At 36.5% G+C, this 18793-nt stretch carries 19 protein-coding genes and 1 other annotated feature; of the genes, 15 read left to right on the top strand and 4 right to left on the bottom strand.

Annotated elements, in window-relative coordinates:
• Positions 1 to 22: 22 nt before the first annotated feature.
• The 5 genes from WKT09_RS08240 to motS all read left to right on the top strand — a co-directional run bounded on the left by WKT09_RS08240 (position 23) and on the right by motS (position 4402).
• Entirely contained in the window at positions 23 to 226 is a 204-nt protein-coding gene (locus WKT09_RS08240) for a hypothetical protein (protein WP_340415585.1), read from the top strand.
• A gap of 267 nt (positions 227 to 493) precedes the next feature.
• Positions 494 to 1573: a bifunctional 3-deoxy-7-phosphoheptulonate synthase/chorismate mutase gene (locus tag WKT09_RS08245; RefSeq protein WP_340415586.1), complete on the top strand. Its 1080-nt coding sequence runs from the start codon at positions 494 to 496 to the stop codon at positions 1571 to 1573.
• 177 nt (positions 1574 to 1750) lie between these two features.
• A complete protein-coding gene (ccpA, locus tag WKT09_RS08250; protein WP_340415587.1) occupies positions 1751 to 2743 on the top strand; it encodes a catabolite control protein A in 993 nt (330 codons plus the stop codon).
• A 59-nt stretch (positions 2744 to 2802) separates the two neighbouring features.
• On the top strand, positions 2803 to 3627 hold the full coding sequence (gene motP / locus WKT09_RS08255; RefSeq protein WP_340415588.1) for a flagellar motor protein MotP: 825 nt from the start codon (positions 2803 to 2805) through the stop codon (positions 3625 to 3627).
• Positions 3617 to 4402, top strand: a complete 786-nt coding sequence (motS, locus tag WKT09_RS08260; protein WP_340415589.1) for a flagellar motor protein MotS — start codon at positions 3617 to 3619, stop codon at positions 4400 to 4402. The genes motP and motS overlap by 11 nt, the downstream gene beginning before the upstream one ends.
• An 89-nt stretch (positions 4403 to 4491) precedes the next feature.
• Here motS and WKT09_RS08265 read toward each other — a convergent pair whose 3' ends face one another.
• Entirely contained in the window at positions 4492 to 7545 is a 3054-nt protein-coding gene (locus WKT09_RS08265; protein WP_340415590.1) for a transglycosylase domain-containing protein, read from the bottom strand.
• Positions 7546 to 7691: 146 nt separating this feature from the next.
• Positions 7692 to 7907 (top strand) — a binding site (T-box leader).
• Positions 7908 to 7956: 49 nt separating this feature from the next.
• On the opposite strand from WKT09_RS08265, the gene tyrS reads away from it, so the two are divergent.
• The gene (gene tyrS, locus WKT09_RS08270) at positions 7957 to 9225 is read left to right on the top strand and encodes a tyrosine--tRNA ligase (protein ID WP_340415619.1); all 1269 of its coding nucleotides are present in this window, start codon (positions 7957 to 7959) and stop codon (positions 9223 to 9225) included.
• An 85-nt stretch (positions 9226 to 9310) separates the two neighbouring features.
• Positions 9311 to 9571 (top strand): hypothetical protein, encoded by a 261-nt coding sequence (locus tag WKT09_RS08275; RefSeq protein WP_340415591.1) that lies wholly within the window; start codon positions 9311 to 9313, stop codon positions 9569 to 9571.
• A 36-nt stretch (positions 9572 to 9607) separates the two neighbouring features.
• Here the strand turns inward: WKT09_RS08275 and WKT09_RS08280 are convergent, their stop codons facing one another.
• Positions 9608 to 10864 (bottom strand): DNA polymerase IV, encoded by a 1257-nt coding sequence (locus WKT09_RS08280; RefSeq protein ID WP_340415592.1) that lies wholly within the window; start codon positions 10862 to 10864, stop codon positions 9608 to 9610.
• Between the two features lie 140 nt (positions 10865 to 11004).
• On the opposite strand from WKT09_RS08280, the gene WKT09_RS08285 reads away from it, so the two are divergent.
• The 4 genes from WKT09_RS08285 (at position 11005) to WKT09_RS08300 (ending at position 13616) form a co-directional block, all read left to right on the top strand.
• On the top strand, positions 11005 to 11274 hold the full coding sequence (locus tag WKT09_RS08285) for a hypothetical protein (protein ID WP_340415593.1): 270 nt from the start codon (positions 11005 to 11007) through the stop codon (positions 11272 to 11274).
• Positions 11213 to 11536, top strand: a complete 324-nt coding sequence (locus WKT09_RS08290; protein WP_340415594.1) for a YolD-like family protein — start codon at positions 11213 to 11215, stop codon at positions 11534 to 11536. Before WKT09_RS08285 ends, WKT09_RS08290 begins: the two co-directional genes overlap by 62 nt.
• Positions 11537 to 11679: 143 nt before the next feature.
• Positions 11680 to 12618: a ring-cleaving dioxygenase gene (locus WKT09_RS08295; protein WP_340415595.1), complete on the top strand. Its 939-nt coding sequence runs from the start codon at positions 11680 to 11682 to the stop codon at positions 12616 to 12618.
• A gap of 17 nt (positions 12619 to 12635) precedes the next feature.
• Positions 12636 to 13616 carry a ring-cleaving dioxygenase gene (locus WKT09_RS08300; protein ID WP_340415596.1) on the top strand — a complete coding sequence of 327 codons (981 nt, stop codon included), beginning with the start codon at positions 12636 to 12638 and terminating at the stop codon, positions 13614 to 13616.
• A 161-nt stretch (positions 13617 to 13777) separates the two neighbouring features.
• On the opposite strand, the gene WKT09_RS08305 is transcribed toward WKT09_RS08300, so the two are convergent.
• Positions 13778 to 15193: a hypothetical protein gene (locus tag WKT09_RS08305; protein WP_340415597.1), complete on the bottom strand. Its 1416-nt coding sequence runs from the start codon at positions 15191 to 15193 to the stop codon at positions 13778 to 13780.
• Between the two features lie 80 nt (positions 15194 to 15273).
• Positions 15274 to 15759 carry an Lrp/AsnC family transcriptional regulator gene (locus tag WKT09_RS08310; protein ID WP_340415598.1) on the bottom strand — a complete coding sequence of 162 codons (486 nt, stop codon included), beginning with the start codon at positions 15757 to 15759 and terminating at the stop codon, positions 15274 to 15276.
• 241 nt (positions 15760 to 16000) lie between these two features.
• On the opposite strand from WKT09_RS08310, the gene WKT09_RS08315 reads away from it, so the two are divergent.
• From WKT09_RS08315 to WKT09_RS08330, 4 genes are all read left to right on the top strand, one after another.
• The gene (locus tag WKT09_RS08315; protein ID WP_340415599.1) at positions 16001 to 17212 is read left to right on the top strand and encodes an MFS transporter; all 1212 of its coding nucleotides are present in this window, start codon (positions 16001 to 16003) and stop codon (positions 17210 to 17212) included.
• Positions 17213 to 17250: 38 nt separating this feature from the next.
• Positions 17251 to 17832 carry a TetR family transcriptional regulator gene (locus WKT09_RS08320; protein WP_445324009.1) on the top strand — a complete coding sequence of 194 codons (582 nt, stop codon included), beginning with the start codon at positions 17251 to 17253 and terminating at the stop codon, positions 17830 to 17832.
• A gap of 146 nt (positions 17833 to 17978) precedes the next feature.
• The gene (locus WKT09_RS08325) at positions 17979 to 18329 is read left to right on the top strand and encodes a DMT family transporter (RefSeq protein ID WP_340415601.1); all 351 of its coding nucleotides are present in this window, start codon (positions 17979 to 17981) and stop codon (positions 18327 to 18329) included.
• On the top strand, positions 18329 to 18643 hold the full coding sequence (locus WKT09_RS08330) for a DMT family transporter (protein WP_340415602.1): 315 nt from the start codon (positions 18329 to 18331) through the stop codon (positions 18641 to 18643). The genes WKT09_RS08325 and WKT09_RS08330 overlap by 1 nt, the downstream gene beginning before the upstream one ends.
• Positions 18644 to 18793: the final 150 nt, after the last annotated feature.

An 18793-nucleotide genomic window follows, 5' to 3' on the forward strand; every position in this document is an offset into this window, starting at 1 on the left:
CATAAAAAATACGACAAAAAAGTTGCAAGAATATCGGGTAAAGTTGCAAGAATATCAGTCAAAGTTGCAAGAATGCAGGTCGAAGTTGCAAGAATACAGGCCGAAGTTGCAAGAATCCCAGGCAAAGTTGCAAGAATATCGGTCGAAGTTGCAAGAATACGAGGCAAAGTTGCAAGAATATCGGTCGAAGTTGCAAGAATCCCAGTCGAAGTTGCAAGAATCCTAGGCAAAGTTGCAAGAATATCGGTCGAAGTTGCAAGAATCCCGTGCAAAGTTGCAAGAATCCCAGTCGAAGTTGCAAGAATCCCAGTCAAAGTTGCAAGATTCCAACCCAAAGTTGCAAGAATCCTGAGCAAAGTCATCATTGATTCCGTTTCCATACAGTCTATTATTTTTATTATAGTATTTTTTGAATGCAAATATGTGACAAACTACACAAATTTCGTTATAATTGTCGTAATTGTTAATAAATTCAAAGGAGTGGCATTTTTAAATGAGTAACGGAAAGATGGAAACATTACGAGCACAGCTAGATGAATTGAATCTAGATTTACTAGATTTGATTAATAAACGTGCAGAAATTGTACGACAAATCGGGGAAATTAAAGGGAAACAGAGTACACGACGTTTTGACCCCGTACGTGAGAGGGACATGTTAAATCATATCATTCAACATAATGATGGTCCTTTTAAAAATGCGACTGTTGAACATATTTTCAAAGAAATTTTCAAAGCAGGGCTAGAAATTCAAGAAGACGATCAACAAAAAGCATTACTCGTATCACGTAAACGTAAAGCGGAAGATACGATTATTGATATTAACGGAGAGCAATATGGAGACGGACATACTCGTTTCGTATTCGGTCCGTGTGCGGTAGAAAGCTATGAACAAGTAGCAGCCGTAGCAAAATCTGTGAAAGAAAAAGGATTAAAATTACTACGTGGTGGGGCATACAAACCTCGTACGTCTCCTTATGATTTCCAAGGATTAGGGTTAGAAGGATTAAAAATTTTAAAACGTGTTGCAGATGAATACGATCTAGCAGTCGTTAGTGAAATCGTTACACCAGGAGATCTAGAGGAAGCTGAGAGCTATATTGACGTTATCCAAATTGGTGCACGAAACATGCAGAATTTCGAACTTTTAAAGAAAGCAGGAGAAATGAACAAGCCTGTTATTTTAAAACGAGGATTATCTGCAACAATTGCTGAATTTATTAATGCTGCTGAATACATTATTTCACGTGGGAATAGTAATATTATTTTATGTGAACGTGGAATTCGAACTTATGAAACGGCTACAAGAAATACGTTAGATATTTCTGCGGTACCAATATTAAAACAAGAAACGCATTTACCAGTCATGGTCGACGTGACACATTCTACAGGTCGTCGTGATTTATTACTGCCGACAGCGAAAGCTGCTATTGCGATTGGAGCAGACGCAGTGATGGCAGAAGTTCACCCTGACCCGGCTGTTGCGTTATCTGATGCACAACAACAAATGGATATTCCGACATTTGATACATTTTTCGAAGAAGTAAGTACGTTCAGTAAAGGAATTAATCGATAAGAAGAAAACGATGGTGCGAAAAGTGCCATCGTTTTTCCCTTTTTTACGCTAATTTTATTCTTTTTGTGAAAATTTATGAAAACATTTGCAAAATCCTTACATATTTTTTGTGTTTTTTTGTTAGCTAGTTTATTATTACAAGTAGAAGGAACAATTTTGTTTGGAGGTGGCGACACATTGAGTATAACAATTTATGATGTGGCGAGAGAAGCGAACGTTTCGATGGCAACTGTATCAAGGGTAGTAAATGGAAACCCAAATGTAAAACCAACGACGAGACAGAAAGTATTAGATACAATTGAAAGATTAGGTTATCGACCAAATGCGGTAGCAAGGGGATTAGCGAGTAAAAAGACTACGACAGTGGGAGCAATCATCCCAGATATTTCAAGTACATTTTATTCTGAGTTAACACGTGGAATTGAAGATATTGCTACGATGTACAAATACAACATTATTTTAAGTAACTCAGATCAAAACAAAGAAAAAGAACTTCATCTAATTAATACGATGCTTGAAAAACAAGTAGATGGGATCGTGTATATGGGTGGAGAAGTATCAGAGGAACATATTCAGCAATTCAAAACAGCACGTGTTCCGGTCGTTTTAGCTGCTACACATGATGTGAACGATGAATTACCATCTGTTAATATTAACTATGAGGAAGCGGCATATGAGGCAACAACTCATTTATTAGAAACGACGAATGCGCAACCAGCATTTATTAGTGGAGCTTCTGATGTTCAGTCGAATGATTTAAAGTATAGAGGATATGTTCGTGCGTTAGAAGATGCGAAGGTAGAAATTGACCGTAGTCTTATCGTAGAAGAGGAATCTTCTTACAATGGTGGAATGGACGGAGTAGAACAAATTTTAAATCAAGGAAAACCTTCATCTATTTTTGTCACTACAGATGAAATGGCTGTAGGAGTTATTCACGGTATTCAAGACCGAGGATTATCCGTTCCTGGAGACATTGAAGTATTCGGTTTCAACAATACACGAATTGCGATGATGGTACGTCCGACATTAACGACGATCGTCCAACCGATGTACGATATTGGAGCAGTAGCAATGCGTTTATTAACAAAATATATGAATAAAGAGGAAGTAGAAGATAATAATGTTATTCTTCCTCATCGAATTATTGAAAGAGACTCAACAAAATAAAAACATAGCCGATAATAATACTATAGGAAACAATGGATGTTAGGGAGAGAATGTGACACATGAAAACGAGAGATATCTTAACCCCAATTGGTATTACGATCGGCTTTTTTATGATTGCACTTGCTATCCTTTCAAATGGTGGTAGGGAAGGCTTTGTCAATTTTGTGGATATTGCATCCTTTTTCATCGTTATTGGTGGATTAGTCGGATCGCTTTTAATTAACTTTAAAAAAGAACAAATTCGCTTGTTCTGGTCCGTGTTCAGAGAAGCTTTTCGAAAAAATGATCATAAAATGCCGGAATTAATTCGTCTTTTTGTTCGTTTATCCGAACAGGCGAGAAAAGATGGGTTACTCGCTTTAGAAAATGAAATGGATGATATAGAAGACGCGTTCATTCGTAAAGGAATTTTATTAGCGATTGATGGAATTGAAGCGGAAGTAATCAATGATATTATGAATGCTGAAATAACAGCGATGGAAGAAAAACATGATCGAGGACGTATGCTCATTGAAAAGGCAGGAGAATATGCACCTGCATGGGGAATGATCGGTACGTTAATTGGGTTAGTATTAATGCTTAATAATTTATCTGACCCTGCAAGTCTTGGGCCAAATATGGCTGTTGCATTACTTACTACATTATATGGTTCTGTGTTAGCAAATTTAGTTTTCTTACCGATGTCTAGTAAGTTAGCGATTAAGACGGAAGAAGAAGTATTTTTAAAACAAATTATTATTGAAGGAATTATCGGGGTACAATCTGGTCAAAACCCACGAATTTTAGAAGAAAAATTAAGTGCATTTTTAATTGGAGATGAGTTACGTACATATGAGGAAATGGAAACTGCACAAGTAGTCGGAGAAAATGTCTATGAAGCGTAGAAAGAGGACGAGTCAGCAATCTGGCGCCCCAAAATGGATGGTAACATTCTCTGATATGATTACATTAATTTTAGTATTTTTTATTTTGCTTTTTTCGATGTCACAAATTGACTTAGCAAAATTTGAGTCGATTACAGAGTCGTTTCAAAGTAGGGCGATTTTAGACTTTTTACCTTCTGACATTCCATCTGAAAATATGAAGCAAGGTAATACAATAGGAGTCATGGATGTAGGGATGGAAGAGGAGAAAGATAAAGAGAAGGATGAAGAGAAATCGGAAGATAGTTTTTCCGAAGAATTACGTAAGAAAGCAGATGCATTGGAGCGCCTCGTCGAACAAGTAGATACATTTTTAATGGAAGAAGATTTAGAGGATGTTATTTCAGCAAATCGTACGGAAGAAGGGGTATCATTAGTGTTACAAGATAGTATTTTATTTGCATCTGCGGAAGCGGACATATTGGATACTGGAAAACCTTTCTTAGATGAAGTAGGAACATTATTAAAAAATATTCCGAATGACGTGCGAGTAGAAGGGCATACAGATACACGTCCCATTTCGAATTATCGATATCCTTCAAATTGGGAATTATCTGGTGCACGTGCTGGAAGTGTTGTTCGTTATTTCATTGAGGAACATCAGTTAGACGAAGCACGATTTTTAATTGGTGGGTATGGTGATACAAGACCAGTAACGAAAGAAAATAATGAAGATGCATGGCGGGAAAATCGTCGTGTTGAAATTGTTATATTAGATTCAGCTACAGAACAATGATCCAATCATTTGGGTCATTGTTTTTTTGTATGGTGCATTTTTTGTATAAAGAATAAGCCTTGGCACGATAAGTACCAAGGCTTATTTCATTAATCTTTTTTGTCTTCTTTTTTATCCTCTTTTTTGTCTTTATCTGTCTTCTTATCGTTATTTTTATCTTTTGGTTTTTCTTCTTTTTTACTGTCGTTTTCTTTTTTGTCTTTCTTTTTTTCTTCCTTTTTCTCTTCTTTTTTCGCTTCTTTTTTATCTTTGTTTTTCTCTTTCTTTTTCTCTTTATTGTTTTCTTTTTTGTCCTTGTTTTTGTTTTCCTTTTTGTCTTTGTCTTTCTTTTTCTCGTTTTTCTTTTTATCTTTTGCATCATTTTTTTTCTCTTCTTTGGAAGGTTTTACAGATACAACTTTAGATGCTCCAGATTCCCGACCAAAGTAATCGACTGCACGGACGTGATATGCTCCACTACCTGATGGAAGGGATAAAGAAGTTCCTGTGGTGGAACCGACCGGTTTATATGATCCGCCTTTCTCTTTTGCGTGATAAAGCCTATAACCAACGACATTTTGACCAGATACTCCTGACCAAGAAATACTACTCTTGCTGCCTGAGACAGACCCTGGAGCAGAAGGGGCTTTTCCGGTATCTTTTACAGAGCTTGAGGAGCTAGAACCTTTACCAGCCGCTGCGGTAATTTTATTCCAACCTCCGCCACCTTTTCTCGGAATGAGTACAGATAAGTCACCTAGGCGATCATATCCTTTTTCTTTTAAGAATTTAGGATTAAACTTATAGCCACCTTTTCCTTTTGAAGTAAATTCAGAAGGTGTTTTCGAACCAGCGACGACTTCTTTTCCGTCGATTTTCGTCATCGATGTAGAGCCACCGCCTACTAAACTATTATCTGTTTTACTCGGAACATATTTACTATTAAATATGTCTGAACGAACGAGTCCTGCTTTTGAACATAAATCTGATGGTGCATCACCAGATGTTGCACAGAAGCTGCTACTTACAATGCCTTCCGGTTGTTCATGTTTTTTGGAAGGGGCCATTAATTCAGGCTTTACATCTGAAACTGCGTTTATTAAGTTGACCCATAATTGTTGTGTTCGTTGACTATAACTTAATCCTCCACAATCGGAACAATTATAAATCGAACTAGGGGTATTATATCCTAACCAAACACCCATCGTAACGTTAGGGTTTGTTCCAATAAACCAAGCATCATGATAATCTTGTGACGTACCAGATTTACCTGCCCAGTCGACCCCACCATGTTTGAGGCGACTAGGGACATAAGCTCCTGTACCTTGACTTACAACGTCACGCATAATATCAATCATTAAATATGCGGTTTGTTTAGAGAAAACTTTTACAGGTTCTGGCTCGTGTTCATAAATGGTATTACCATCTGAGTCGACAATTTTTTCAATCATATATGCTTCGACGAACTTTCCACCATTACTGAATGTTGTAAAAGCATTCGTATTTTGTTCTACTGTCACGTTATTCGATCCAAGACCGATAGAAGGGTCTTGTTCTAATTCTTCCGTTAACGGAATGTTCATTTTCTTTAAAAATTTATCTGCTGGGTTTTGCCCTAAAATACTTTTGTACACTTCAATGGTTGATACGTTATAGGAGTATGTGACAGCTTCACGAGCGGTCACAAGTCCATTATATGCGCCACCATAGTTGTTTGGTGCATATCCTTGGTGTCCAGGGATATCGGCAATCACTGTACCCGGCTGCGCAGCACCTAACTCCATTGCTGGTCCGAATACAGCGACAGGTTTAAACGTACTACCTGCAGGACGTCCAGTCGTTCCATATCCGGTCGCATAGTTTACTTCTTTTTCACCGGCTTTAAAGTTACGACCTGGTACAAATCCTAGTACTCTACCAGTCTTGTTTTCAATAATTTCAGCACCGGTTTCTACTTGTTCTACTTCACCAGTTTTTGGCACGGTTCGGTCTGGACCGTAATATGGATATTCTTTTGCTACTTTTTGCATCGCGTCAAATACATCTTTATCAATGGTGGAATGAATTTCATATCCATTCATTCGTAAGGCGCGGTCAGCTAACATATCATATTGTTCTTTTAATTCATCGCTTTCTTCTATTTCTTCTAATGTATATCCATCTTCTTCCGCTAACATTTCCATAATGATTGTTTTTGCACGTTTTTCAATTTCTAAAACGACGGCTGGATATTTTTCAATAGAAGATGGCGCCTTCTTCGTAAAATCCTTCGTAATATCATAATCAATTGCTTTCTTATACTCCTCGTCTGTAATAAAGCCTGCATGCTTCATTCGACTTAAAACAGTTTTCATTCTGTTTAATCCTAGCTTTAATCCGTCCTTATCTTTTATATCTCCGTTTTGTTTAAATGGTGTATAAGCATAAGGGTTTTTCGGAATACCAGCTAAAAATGCTGCCTGTGGTAAGGATAATTCTTCTGCTTTTACACCGAAGACTCCTTTTGCAGCGGTTTGAATACCAGCAATATTATCCCCTGAAGCATTTCGACCGTATGGAATAATATTTAAATAAGCTTCTAATATTTGTTCCTTTTCAAAGAAATTTTCTAAACGCATGGCGAGTAAAATTTCCTTCGCTTTTCGGTCAAATGATACTTCATTCGTTAAAATTTGGTTTTTGATAATTTGCTGTGTTAGTGTACTACCACCAGTTTTCGTATCTGAATTGGATACCTCTTGGAATATTGCACGGACGATTGCTTTAGGTACAACACCATTATGGTCATAAAACAATTCATCCTCTGTTGCGATCACAGCATTCGTCAATGTTTCAGCTACATTTTCAAGCTTTACTTCTTCCCGGTGTAAGTCAGAGCGGATATCACCAATTAATTTATTATCGGCAAAATACACTTTGGATGTTTCTTCATAATTATAGATTTTCTTTTCCATTTCTTCATAAGACCGGATTGGTTCGTCTTTTACGAGCGAGGCAAAATAACCTGCACCAACTCCTCCAGCGAAGAAAACACCCATGACACCGACGATGATAAAGAAAAGAATAACATTCCAAACGACATCATATGTAATACGGGATGTTCTTTGGATGGATCCTTTTTGCCACCAATCTTTTACTTTATCGGTTATATTTTTAAAGTTCATGTATGTTACCTCCTAAATTCAACTTCTTATTATATCATACATTTTCGGATATTTGCGGTAGACTTTGTAATTTTTTCAGGGAAATTGCATGCTTATGGCTTGCTATTTATTTATATATGTTGTTACAATATTAATCAATTACATATAAATTTGCAATGAATGGCCGAAGTAGTCGATGAAATCACTGTATAGAGAGCTAACGGTTGGTGGAAGTTAGTCATATTTGATTGGACGAATTACAGTCAGGAGCATTCTTGTCAGAAGACGGTGAAGTCACCGATACGAACGCCAAGTGATACATGAATCTAAGTAATTTATGTATAACAAGGGTGGTACCGCGAACAACAAGCTTCGTCCCTTTTTTGGGATGGGGCTTTTTTATTTTAATTTATTTATGGAGTGTGAATGATGGTGGACATTTTACAAGATTTACAAGCAAGAGGGCTTGTACAACAAACGACAGATGAGGCAGGTTTAAAAAAACATTTAGAGGAAAATCAAGTGACATTATATTGCGGGTTTGACCCGACTGCAGATAGTTTGCATATCGGTCATTTGCTCCCGGTTACGTTATTAAAAAGATTCCAACTTGCTGGTCACCGTCCAATTGCATTAATTGGTGGAGGAACTGGAATGATTGGGGATCCAAGTGGTCGTAATGAAGAAAGATCCTTAAATACGACAGAAACAGTACATTATTTCGCAAATAGTTTACGTAATCAATTAGCGACCATGTTAAATTTTGATGAAGGAGACAATGCTGCGGTAGCACGTAATAACCATGATTGGTTATCTAATTTAACATTTATTGAATTTTTACGAGATGTTGGAAAACATTTTACCGTAAACTACATGTTAGCAAAAGATGCGGTAGCTTCTCGAATTGAACACGGTATTTCTTACACGGAGTTCAGTTATATGTTAATGCAGTCATATGACTACATGAAACTGTACGAAGAAGAAGGGTGTTCCTTACAAATTGGTGGAAGTGACCAGTGGGGAAACATTACGGCTGGAATGGAGTATATTCGCCGTACGCGAGAAGATGGAGAGGTAGCAGACGTATTTGGTTTAACGGTTCCATTAATTACGAAAGCTGACGGCACGAAATTCGGTAAAACAGCTGGTGGTGCTATTTGGTTAGACCCTGAAAAAACGAGCCCGTATGAGTTTTACCAGTTCTGGTACAATACAGATGACCGAGACGTTATTAAATTCATTAATTATTTCACATTCTTAAGCCGTGAAGAGATAGAAGAAATCGAAAAGGCGACAGAAGCAGATCCGGGTGCGCGTGTTGCTCAAAAGCGTTTAGCAGAAGAGATGACGACATTCGTTCACGGAAAGGAAGCATTAGATCAAGCAATTAAAATTTCTGAAGCATTATTTAGCGGGGATGTAAAACAGTTAACGAAACATGAAATTGAACAAGGGTTCAAAGATGTACCGACATATGTAGCAGAAAAATCGGATATCGGGTTAATCGATTTATTAGTAGCAGCAAAAATTTCACCATCGAAACGTCAAGCACGTGAGGACATTACAAATGGGGCAATTTATGTAAATGGAGATAGAAATCAAAATTTAGATCATACTGTGACGAGTGCAGATCGTTTAGAAGATACGTTTACTATCATCCGACGCGGTCGAAAAAAATATTTCCTCGTTCACTTTCAATAAGAAATAGCATAGGATAAAACGGTACTAGTGGAGGGCGCTTCTTAGTACCGTTTTTTCGTGTGTGGTGGGGAGAGGTTGTGCGAAGTTGCAAGAATATGATGTGAAGTTGCAAGAATACGTTGTGAAGTTGCAAGAATGCCGTGCGGAGTTGCAAGAATATGATGTGAAGTTGCAAGAATACCGTACGAAGTTGCAAGAATGCGATGCGAAGTTGCAAGAATCCTGTGCGAAGTTGCAAGAATGCCGTGCGAAGTTGCAAGAATATGATGCGGAGTTGCAAGAATGCCCACCGAAGTTACAAGCATCCCCATCAAATTGCAGGAACTTCTGTAAATCCTCTATTTAAATAAAGGTAATGTATATAAAAAAAAGGGCGCAAAGATTACGCCCAATGTCCGCCAATTTTTTTACTACGTTCTAATGTAATACCAGCATTTGTGTAGCTAGATGCACGTAAGATAGCGGTGGATCCATATTTTGCACGAATATTATCCATCACATATCCAATATCTTTTTGTTTTGATCGTTCATAAAATAAATCTAATTGTGTTTCCATATCCAAAACTAAATTTGTTAAGGTCACTGAAACACGACGAATATAACTATGCCCATCGTAAAAATGTTCGAAAAGTTGCACACAAACTTGATACATTTCTAATGTAATATTCGTTGGGGAAGCGATTGTTTTGGAGCGATAAAAGCCACCATTTGTCATTTGGTCATATCCTATTCCAAGATGAATCGTCCTTCCCGCCATACGATCTGTGCGGGCACGGCGACATGCTTCCTCACAAAGTTCCAACATACAGACGAGCGTTTCTTCCTTCGTGTAATTACGCAATAAAGAAATACCATGTCCATAACTATCTTGTTTAGTTTTAATGAAATCCCCAAAAACAGGACTTATATCAATTCCCCATGCATGCCAATATAATTGCTCTCCCATAATGCCAAAATGTTTTTTTAATGTCGGTAAGGATGATTGAGCAATTTGACCAAGAGTTGTAATGCCAAGATGATACAGTCGTTTTTTTAATTTTGATCCAATTCCCCAAATTTTTTCGACCTTTGCAGGCCATAATTTTTCTTGTACTTCTTCATACGTGCAAGAAGCAATACCAGTTGGTGATTTTTTAGCATGTAAATCCAGTACGACTTTTGCGAGAAATTTGTTGTTACCAATTCCAATCGCACTCGTAATGCCGAACGATTCCAAAATAGCTCGTTGGATTTTTTGGGCGATTGTAAAAGGATCACCGAATAATTTTTCTAATCCATTCACAGTGATCCACACTTCATCGATGGAGTATGGATGAATCGCTTCTTTCGGCGCGAACGTATGGAGTAGCTGGGTGATTTGGATAGAAACATGTAAATAGTCTGCCATATTCGCTTGAACAATATGAATGTTTGGGTCTTGTGGCAACTCGAAAAAACGACTTACATTACTAATCCCATACTTTTCCTTTAATGTAGGGGAGGCAGCAAGTACAATACTTCCTGGACGAGTCACATCCCCAACGACAGCTAATAGAACTTGCATCGGATCGAAACCTAATCGCACGGCTTCCACACTAGCGTAGAAAGAGCGCATATCGATGCATAACACATCATGTTTAGGAAAAGATGAATAATCCATAGAATTCCTCCTTCATAGAACGTGTGTTCTAATTATAAAAAAGGAATAATAGAAAATCAAGAGAAAAAACCGAACCTTTGTTCTTGTTTTTGCGAACTGTTCGTGTTATTATAAGAACAAACGTTCCTGGTGGTGAGAAAATGGAAAAATTATTACGTGATGCGATGCAAACAGGGGAAACGTGGACGATTATTTACCGAAGCCGTATGAATTTATTTTCCAAACGGGAAATAAAAGTATTAGGGATAAACGGTAATCGAGTTATTGCTTACTGCTTTTGGAGGCAAGCGATTCGAACTTTTTATACAGAAAATATTTTAGCGATGGAAAAATGGAGGGATATCAATCATGACTGTACAAGACCGTGGGTCCATCAAGTGGACATCATTAATGTTGCCAGAACATGTTGAAATGTTGCAAGAAGTTTTTGTGGAATATAAAGAGAAACCTATGTTAGACGAGCAAACGATGTTAGAGATTGATCAATCTTTAAAATATGCACTAACATATAATGTCGATATAGTTTTAACCTATTATGAGCATGGACAATTTAAAGTAATTGAAGGAAAATTAGCGAAAATTGAACGATTTACGAGACAAATTGTATTATCGAATGGTTGTGGCACCTATGTTCCTTTAAAAAATGTGCTAGATGTACAAATTGTTTCATAAGTGAAAACAACGGGGAATGAATAGGTATAAGAAAAATCTTAGATGTTCATTTTCGGACGGATCCTTTATCTCGAAACAAAATAGTTTTAATTAGAGATAAATTATGGCATAATGTAAGTAAGATGAAATCGGGAGGGAGACAAATGCGGATGATTACAGGACACCATCATATTTCCATGGTCATAAAAAATGCACAAGAAAATAGGGCATTTTACCGAGATATCCTCGGATTACGCCTCGTGAAAAAGACGGTCAACCAAGATGATCCGACGATGTACCACTTATTTTATGGAGATAAAACAGGAAGCCCTGGAACGGTTATTACGTTTTTTGAAATGAAACAGGTAGGGCGTACACATCGTGGTTCTAATGCAATTACGAAACTCGGTTTACTCGTCGAAAATGAAGTTACCATTGATTATTTTAAAAATCGTTTCGACACACATCATATTCCAAATGAATTAACGACATACCGAAATAAGCGAGTGCTTCAATGTACCGATCCAGATGGGTTAGAACTAATGCTTATGGATAAAGGGGAAAACGACGTCCCGAATTTTTGGGAAAAATGGGATCAATCTACCGTCCCAATGGAACATCAAATTATTGGAATGGGTCCTGTAGAAATGACAGTCCGTCGCCCGAAGAAATTAGCAAATGTATTGACAGAGTTGTTTGATTATACATTAGTGGACACGATAGAAGATGCACACATTTTCCGTTCGGTTTTAGAAAATGTATCTTCTGAAATTATCGTAAAAGAGCTTGATGCACCGACAGAACGCCCTGGACGTGGTAGTGTACATCACTTAGCGCTTCGTGTAAAAAATGTTGAGGAAATGAAAGAGTGGGAACGAAAAGTAAAAGAAAGAGGCTTTGTTTCTACAGGTGTCATTGATCGCCATTATTTTCATAGTTTTTATTTTAGAGATTCAAATGGCATCGTTTTTGAGTTAGCGACAGATGGTCCAGGACTGGCGATAGATGAAGAGATGGCGACACTTGGAGAAAGAATTACGTTACCACCATTTTTAGAAGAACGAAGAGAAGAAATTGAGAAAAATTTACAACCATTAGTATAAAGGGAGCGTATGCAAACATGACTTTAAAAGGAATCCACCATATTACAGCCATTACGAGTAGTGCAGAGGAAAATTATAAGTTTTTCACTTATACGTTAGGGATGCGTCTAGTGAAAAAAACCGTCAACCAAGATGATATTCAAACATACCACTTATTTTTCGCAGATGATGAAGGGAATCCGGGCACAGATATGACCTTTTTTGATTTCCCAGGTATTCCAAAAGGGTCACATGGGACGAATGAAATTTATAAAACATCTTTCCGTGTGCCATCTGATGAAGCATTAGCATACTGGGTGAAACGTTTTGATCGATTAGGGGTGAAACATACTGGTATAAAAGAACAATTCGGTAAAAAGACATTATCATTTGTCGATATGGATGATCAACAATACCAATTAATTTCAGATGAGAAAAACGAAGGAGTTGCCTCTGGTATACCATGGAAAAACGGCCCAATCCCATTAGAATATGCGATTACAGGTTTAGGACCAATCGTTGTTCGTGTAGATGATATCGACTATTTCAAAGCATTATTAGAAAAAGTATTATTATGTAAAGAAATAGATAAAGATGGTAATTTCTATTTATTCGAAGTTGGGGAAGGTGGAAATGGTGCACAAGTAATTGTTGAATTCCGAGATGACTTGCCATTAGCACGTCAAGGATTTGGAACAGTGCACCATGCAGCATTTCGTGTAGAGGACAAAGATGCATTAGATAGATGGGACCATCATTTACGCCAGTTCGGTTTAGCAACATCTGGTTTTGTGGAGCGTTTTTATTTCGGTTCTTTATATGTACGTGTTGCACCACAAATTTTATTTGAGTTTGCGACAGATGGGCCAGGATTTATGGAAGATGAACCGTATGAAACACTTGGGGAAAAACTTTCTTTACCACCATTTTTAGAATCAGAAAGAGAATTTATTGAAAGCAAAGTTCGCCATATTGATACAGTTCGTAGTACGAAAACATTTGAAAAAGAATATGAATAATAAAAAATACACGTCCATCTATGGCGTGTATTTTTTGTTCGTAGGATATAACGTTAGAGGTGGCAACACGATACACGGAAGCCACACTATCCAAAGATAATTCCACACGACGTAGAAGTGACTCATCCTTCTTAGATCCACCACGGGTATCCAACCTTATGTTAATAAACGAATTGATACATCACTTGAATATAGAGCTGGATCATGACATAAAAACTAAGGGCGAATTTCCAATTGAATTTGATTCCATTCGTTAACATGCCGAGTCCGTTTGAAGCACTTAACACGATAACAGGCATGACAATAGGAGAAATGAAAATCGAAATCGCACTTCCAGACGTAATCGCAAGGACCATTAATTCAGGTGGATAAGGAAGAGGCATACTTTGTAATATACCTGCAACGAGTACCATCACGGTTAAAGGGCCTAACCCACAGAAACCTAATAAAATTACAATAAAAGGTAAAATATACAAAAAATTAATGAATGGAAAGGTTGCTTGTATGGCATGTAATCCTTTCATAAACATAGTGGAAAAATTCGTACCATGTAAAGCATTAATTAACACACCAACAGAGATCATTAGCGATAATTGATACGATTGTCCAACTACTTTATTAGAAGCATAGTCTTTTATTACGGCAAAAAACTTTCGCAATTTTCCTTTCCATACATAAAAGAAAAACATCCATCCGATGATCACGAGGGGAATAAGCACCATTAATTGAAAATGAAATAATCCATGCAATAAAAAAATGGTCCCGAAAAGACTGACGAATAATAAACTAAATTCTATCGTTTTCTTCACTTGTACATCATGACTTTCCGCTGTTTTTAATAATCTTTGTAATTCTAATTGAAGTTCGGTTGTGATATCCATTTTTGCACGTTTCATTCGTATAGACATAAAAACCATAGCTAAAAACGATCCGCAAATGGCAAAAATAAATCCTTGAAAAATTGACAGCCATAGAGAAGCGTTTAATGTTTCGACTGCATAGACGAAACTAGGGATACTAACGACCCATAATGTCGACAATCCGAAGGCACGTAAAAGGGCAGTACCTTTAAAATATTCCCAGTTTTCAGATGTTTTTTCATGTAACACGATTTGCACGAATTGATACATCATCGTAATCGATCCGAATAATAAAAAATAAGCAATAATTTGCGTAAATAGTAACAAAGTAAAATAAAACTTTTTTCCAGTATTAATGAACCGATAAAATAATCCCATGACATCTTCAATATACGGCTCTTCTTGTAACACATAACTTATAAGTGGTACGACGATCAATAAGCCGATAATATGACGCATCTCGATTGCACCATTTTGTAATGTTTCTAATATATTCATTTTCGCCGATACCATTACGATAAAACTAATGATGAAAATAGTAAACGGTAGTTTACATTTAGAAATCGAAAGATGAATACTCGTAAAAATAAAAAAAGCAATTCCACTAATCGCCATAAAAAGCAATAAAAGATCATTTGGAAAAAAAGTAGTGGTAAAATGAAAAAATGCATAAAGGAATAATGTCACTTTTAGTGGGCGCTCTACACATGTTTGCATATGACTTATCTCTTCCTATCGAAAAAATAATATATCATATATTTTATCACCTTCTAAAGAAAAAGAAAGGACGGCACCTTTTACTTTAAAGGTAATGCCGTCGTAGATTTTACTTCTTCATATGATAGACTAGTTTGGATCCCACTAATACTTCCGTGTGAACTTAATTTATTTCCGATGAAATTTTTTAAATCGGAACTGTCTTTTAATACAACTTTTAATAAAAAGTCGTATTCTCCAGTAATATGATGGCATTCTAGTACTTCGGGCATTGCCACAATCGCAGCCTCAAATGCTTCTAACTGTACGGTTTGATGAATGCTCGTTTTGACATAAATAAAACATAAAAGGTCAAAGCCAAGTTTCTCACGGTTTAAAATCGTGACATAATTTTTTATATATCCTTCCTGTTCTAAACGTCTCATTCTTCCATGTGTGGCAGGAGGGGAAAGGTTTACCTTTTTGGCTAACTCTACATTGCTTAAACTAGCATTGCTTTGAATTGTTTTTAATAATAATCTATCGATATCATCTAATTCTTTTTCTGCAATGAATGAATCTATCATGTATACCATCCTAACTTATGTAATATTTTGTATTATATCAAAATTGGATAATAAAATAAAGTTTTTAATCGTAAAATAAAATGAAAATTAACTATACGATCGAGTTGCCAAAAAGAATAATTTCATAGTATACTATCATAGGATAAAAATGATATAAAAGAGATTTATAAAGCGAGAAGTTCATTGGGAAGCGGTGAATTTCTCCTTTTTCTTGTTTAATTTACGTTAAGGGAGGACGTTTATGGAAAAGAAAAATTTTGTACTGGCGATTTTATTAGGAAATTTATTTATTGCATTTTTAGGAATCGGCCTTGTGATTCCAGTATTACCGACGATTATGAATGAGTTACATTTAACTGGAAAAGTTGTCGGATATTTAGTCTCGGCATTTGCGATTGTCCAATTAATCGCATCCCCAATTGCTGGGCAATGGGTAGATAAATATGGTCGTAAGCGAATGATTGTAATTGGACTATTTGTTTTCAGTTTTTCAGAATATTTATTTGGAATTGGAACATCGGTGGAAATTTTATTTGTATCACGATGTCTCGGTGGAATAAGTGCGGCATTCATTATGCCTGCCGTAACAGCATATATTGCAGATATTACGACATTGGAAACACGTTCAAAAGCATTAGGATATATGTCTGCTGCTATTAGTACAGGATTTATCATTGGACCGGGTATCGGTGGATTTTTAGCAGAATATGGATCAAGGGTTCCATTTTTTGCGGCAGCAATTTTAGCAGGATTAGCGGCAGTACTGTCGATTATTACATTAAAAGAACCAGAGCGACAAACAGCAGAAGAGGAAGAGGTTGCAACCGTTCCGACGAATAAATTAAAACGTATCGTCCGACCGGCATATATATATGCCTTTCTAATTTTATTTATCTCTTCTTTTGGCCTAATGGCGTTCGAATCGCTGTTTAGCTTATATGTAGACCATAAATTTGGATTTACACCGAAAGATATTGCTGTGATCATTACTGGTTCAGCACTTGTTGGGGCAATTACACAAGTATTATTGTTTGATAAATTAACGAAACGTTTCGGAGAAGTAAGACTTGTTCGGTATTGTTTATGGTTTTCAGGTGTGTTCGTATTTTTAATGACGACGGCACATAGTTATGCATATATTTTATTTATTACGGTATTTATTTTTACAGGGTTTGATTTACTACGCCCTGCCATTACCTCTTATTTATCCAAGGTGGCAGGTAATGAACAAGGGTTTGTCGGAGGAATGAATTCGATGTTTACCAGTATCGGAAATGTATTAGGACCGATCGTTGGTGGTGCGTTATTCGATATAAATTTAGATTATCCATTTTATTTTACGACGTGTATGATAATTGTTGCTATCATTACGGCATATATATGGAAAGCGCCAGAACGTATAAATATCGCCCCGACAAAAGGAAAACGAAAGATTTTTGATAGCCGAAAATAATTACGGTATACTGTAGAAAGGAATAGGATAGGGGTGTAATGATGGACAAACGTGAACGAATTATTCAATCAGCAATTACATTATTTCAAGAAAAGGGAATCGATAAAACGACGATCTCTGATATTGTTCGAAGCGCAAACATTGCACAAGGTACTTTCTACATTTATTTTCCATCTAAATTGGCCTTAATGCCTGCAATCGCAGAAGAGATGGTTCATGTCTTAATGGAACAAATTAAAGAAAAAATCGATACGAAAAAAACGATAGAACAACAATTACAACATATTATTCATGTTATTTTTGAAGTGAACAAACAATATAGCGAAGTACAAGCGGTCGTTTATGCTGGACTTGCTTCCTCAGAACATATAAAGGAATGGGAAATTGTCTATGAACCATGCTATCAAATGATTAGCCAATTACTAGAAGAAGCACAGGAAAAAGGAGAAGTGACATCTACTATTTCTCCAAAACGAATGGCAAAATTGTTGATTGGATTAGTGGAATCAGCGGCAGAACAAGTATATTTATATGACCATAGTAATGAAGAGGAAGCGATGAAGCAAAAAGAAGCGGTACAGCAATTTTTATTAGATGCTTTACGTATTGACAAGAGATAAAAAAGATGTAAAATGAATGATAGTCATTCAGTTAAGAGAAGCGATTAGGACAACGTAACGTGAAGTAGAAAGCAATATGTCCTACGCTCTTTTTTAGCTCTCAAAATGAATGACATTCATTCATAAAGGTTGTAGGAGGAAAAAATGTGAATAAAGCATGGATATATGTAGCATTAACATCATTTTTTGAGTTAGTTTGGATATTTGGATTTAATGTCGCCTCTCTATGGTGGCATTGGATTCCAATTGTCTTATTCATTTTTACTGATTTTCACTTTTTAACGAAAGCATGTGAACAATTACCAACTGGAACGGTGTACGCCATTTTTGCTGCTGCGGGTACACTCGGCACCGCATTCATGGATGTATTTTTGTTTGGTGAAATATTAACGTTTGGAAAAATTGGTTTTATGATGATATTAATTTTAGGAGTGATTGGATTACAAGTTTCGGAAGGAATGGAAGAGAAAAAAGCGACGGAAGGATGGAAGCAATAATGGGATGGTTGTTCGTATTTTTAGCAGCGATGAGTGAACTGACGGGTGTGGTTGGATTGAAAAAATATAGTGAACGAAAAACGATTCCATCTCTTCTATTATATGTTGGTGGATTTGCTGCATCATTTGCCTTTTTATATCAATCATTCAACTATTTGCAAGTGAGTACATCGTATGCCGTATGGATTGGAATTGGAACGGCAGGGGCTGTTTTAATGAATATGATGTTCTTTGGCGAGTCTAAAAGTGTTGGAAAATTGATTAGTGTTCTCTTTGTTGTCATCGGTGTCGTCGGTTTAAAGGCATTGTCTTAAAGGGGCATGTATAACGAAGGAATTTAACTTAAAAATTGTAGAGGAAATAAAATTCAGCTGTTTATTTCGTCGATGTGAAGAAAAAATCACCTATTCTAAAATAGAAAAGTCTTTGGTTAGAAAAAAGTATCTAATCAAAGGCTTTTTTGT

This window comes from Pseudogracilibacillus sp. ICA-222130 (assembly GCF_037892545.1).
In the GTDB taxonomy this organism is placed as follows: domain Bacteria; phylum Bacillota; class Bacilli; order Bacillales; family Amphibacillaceae; genus Pseudogracilibacillus.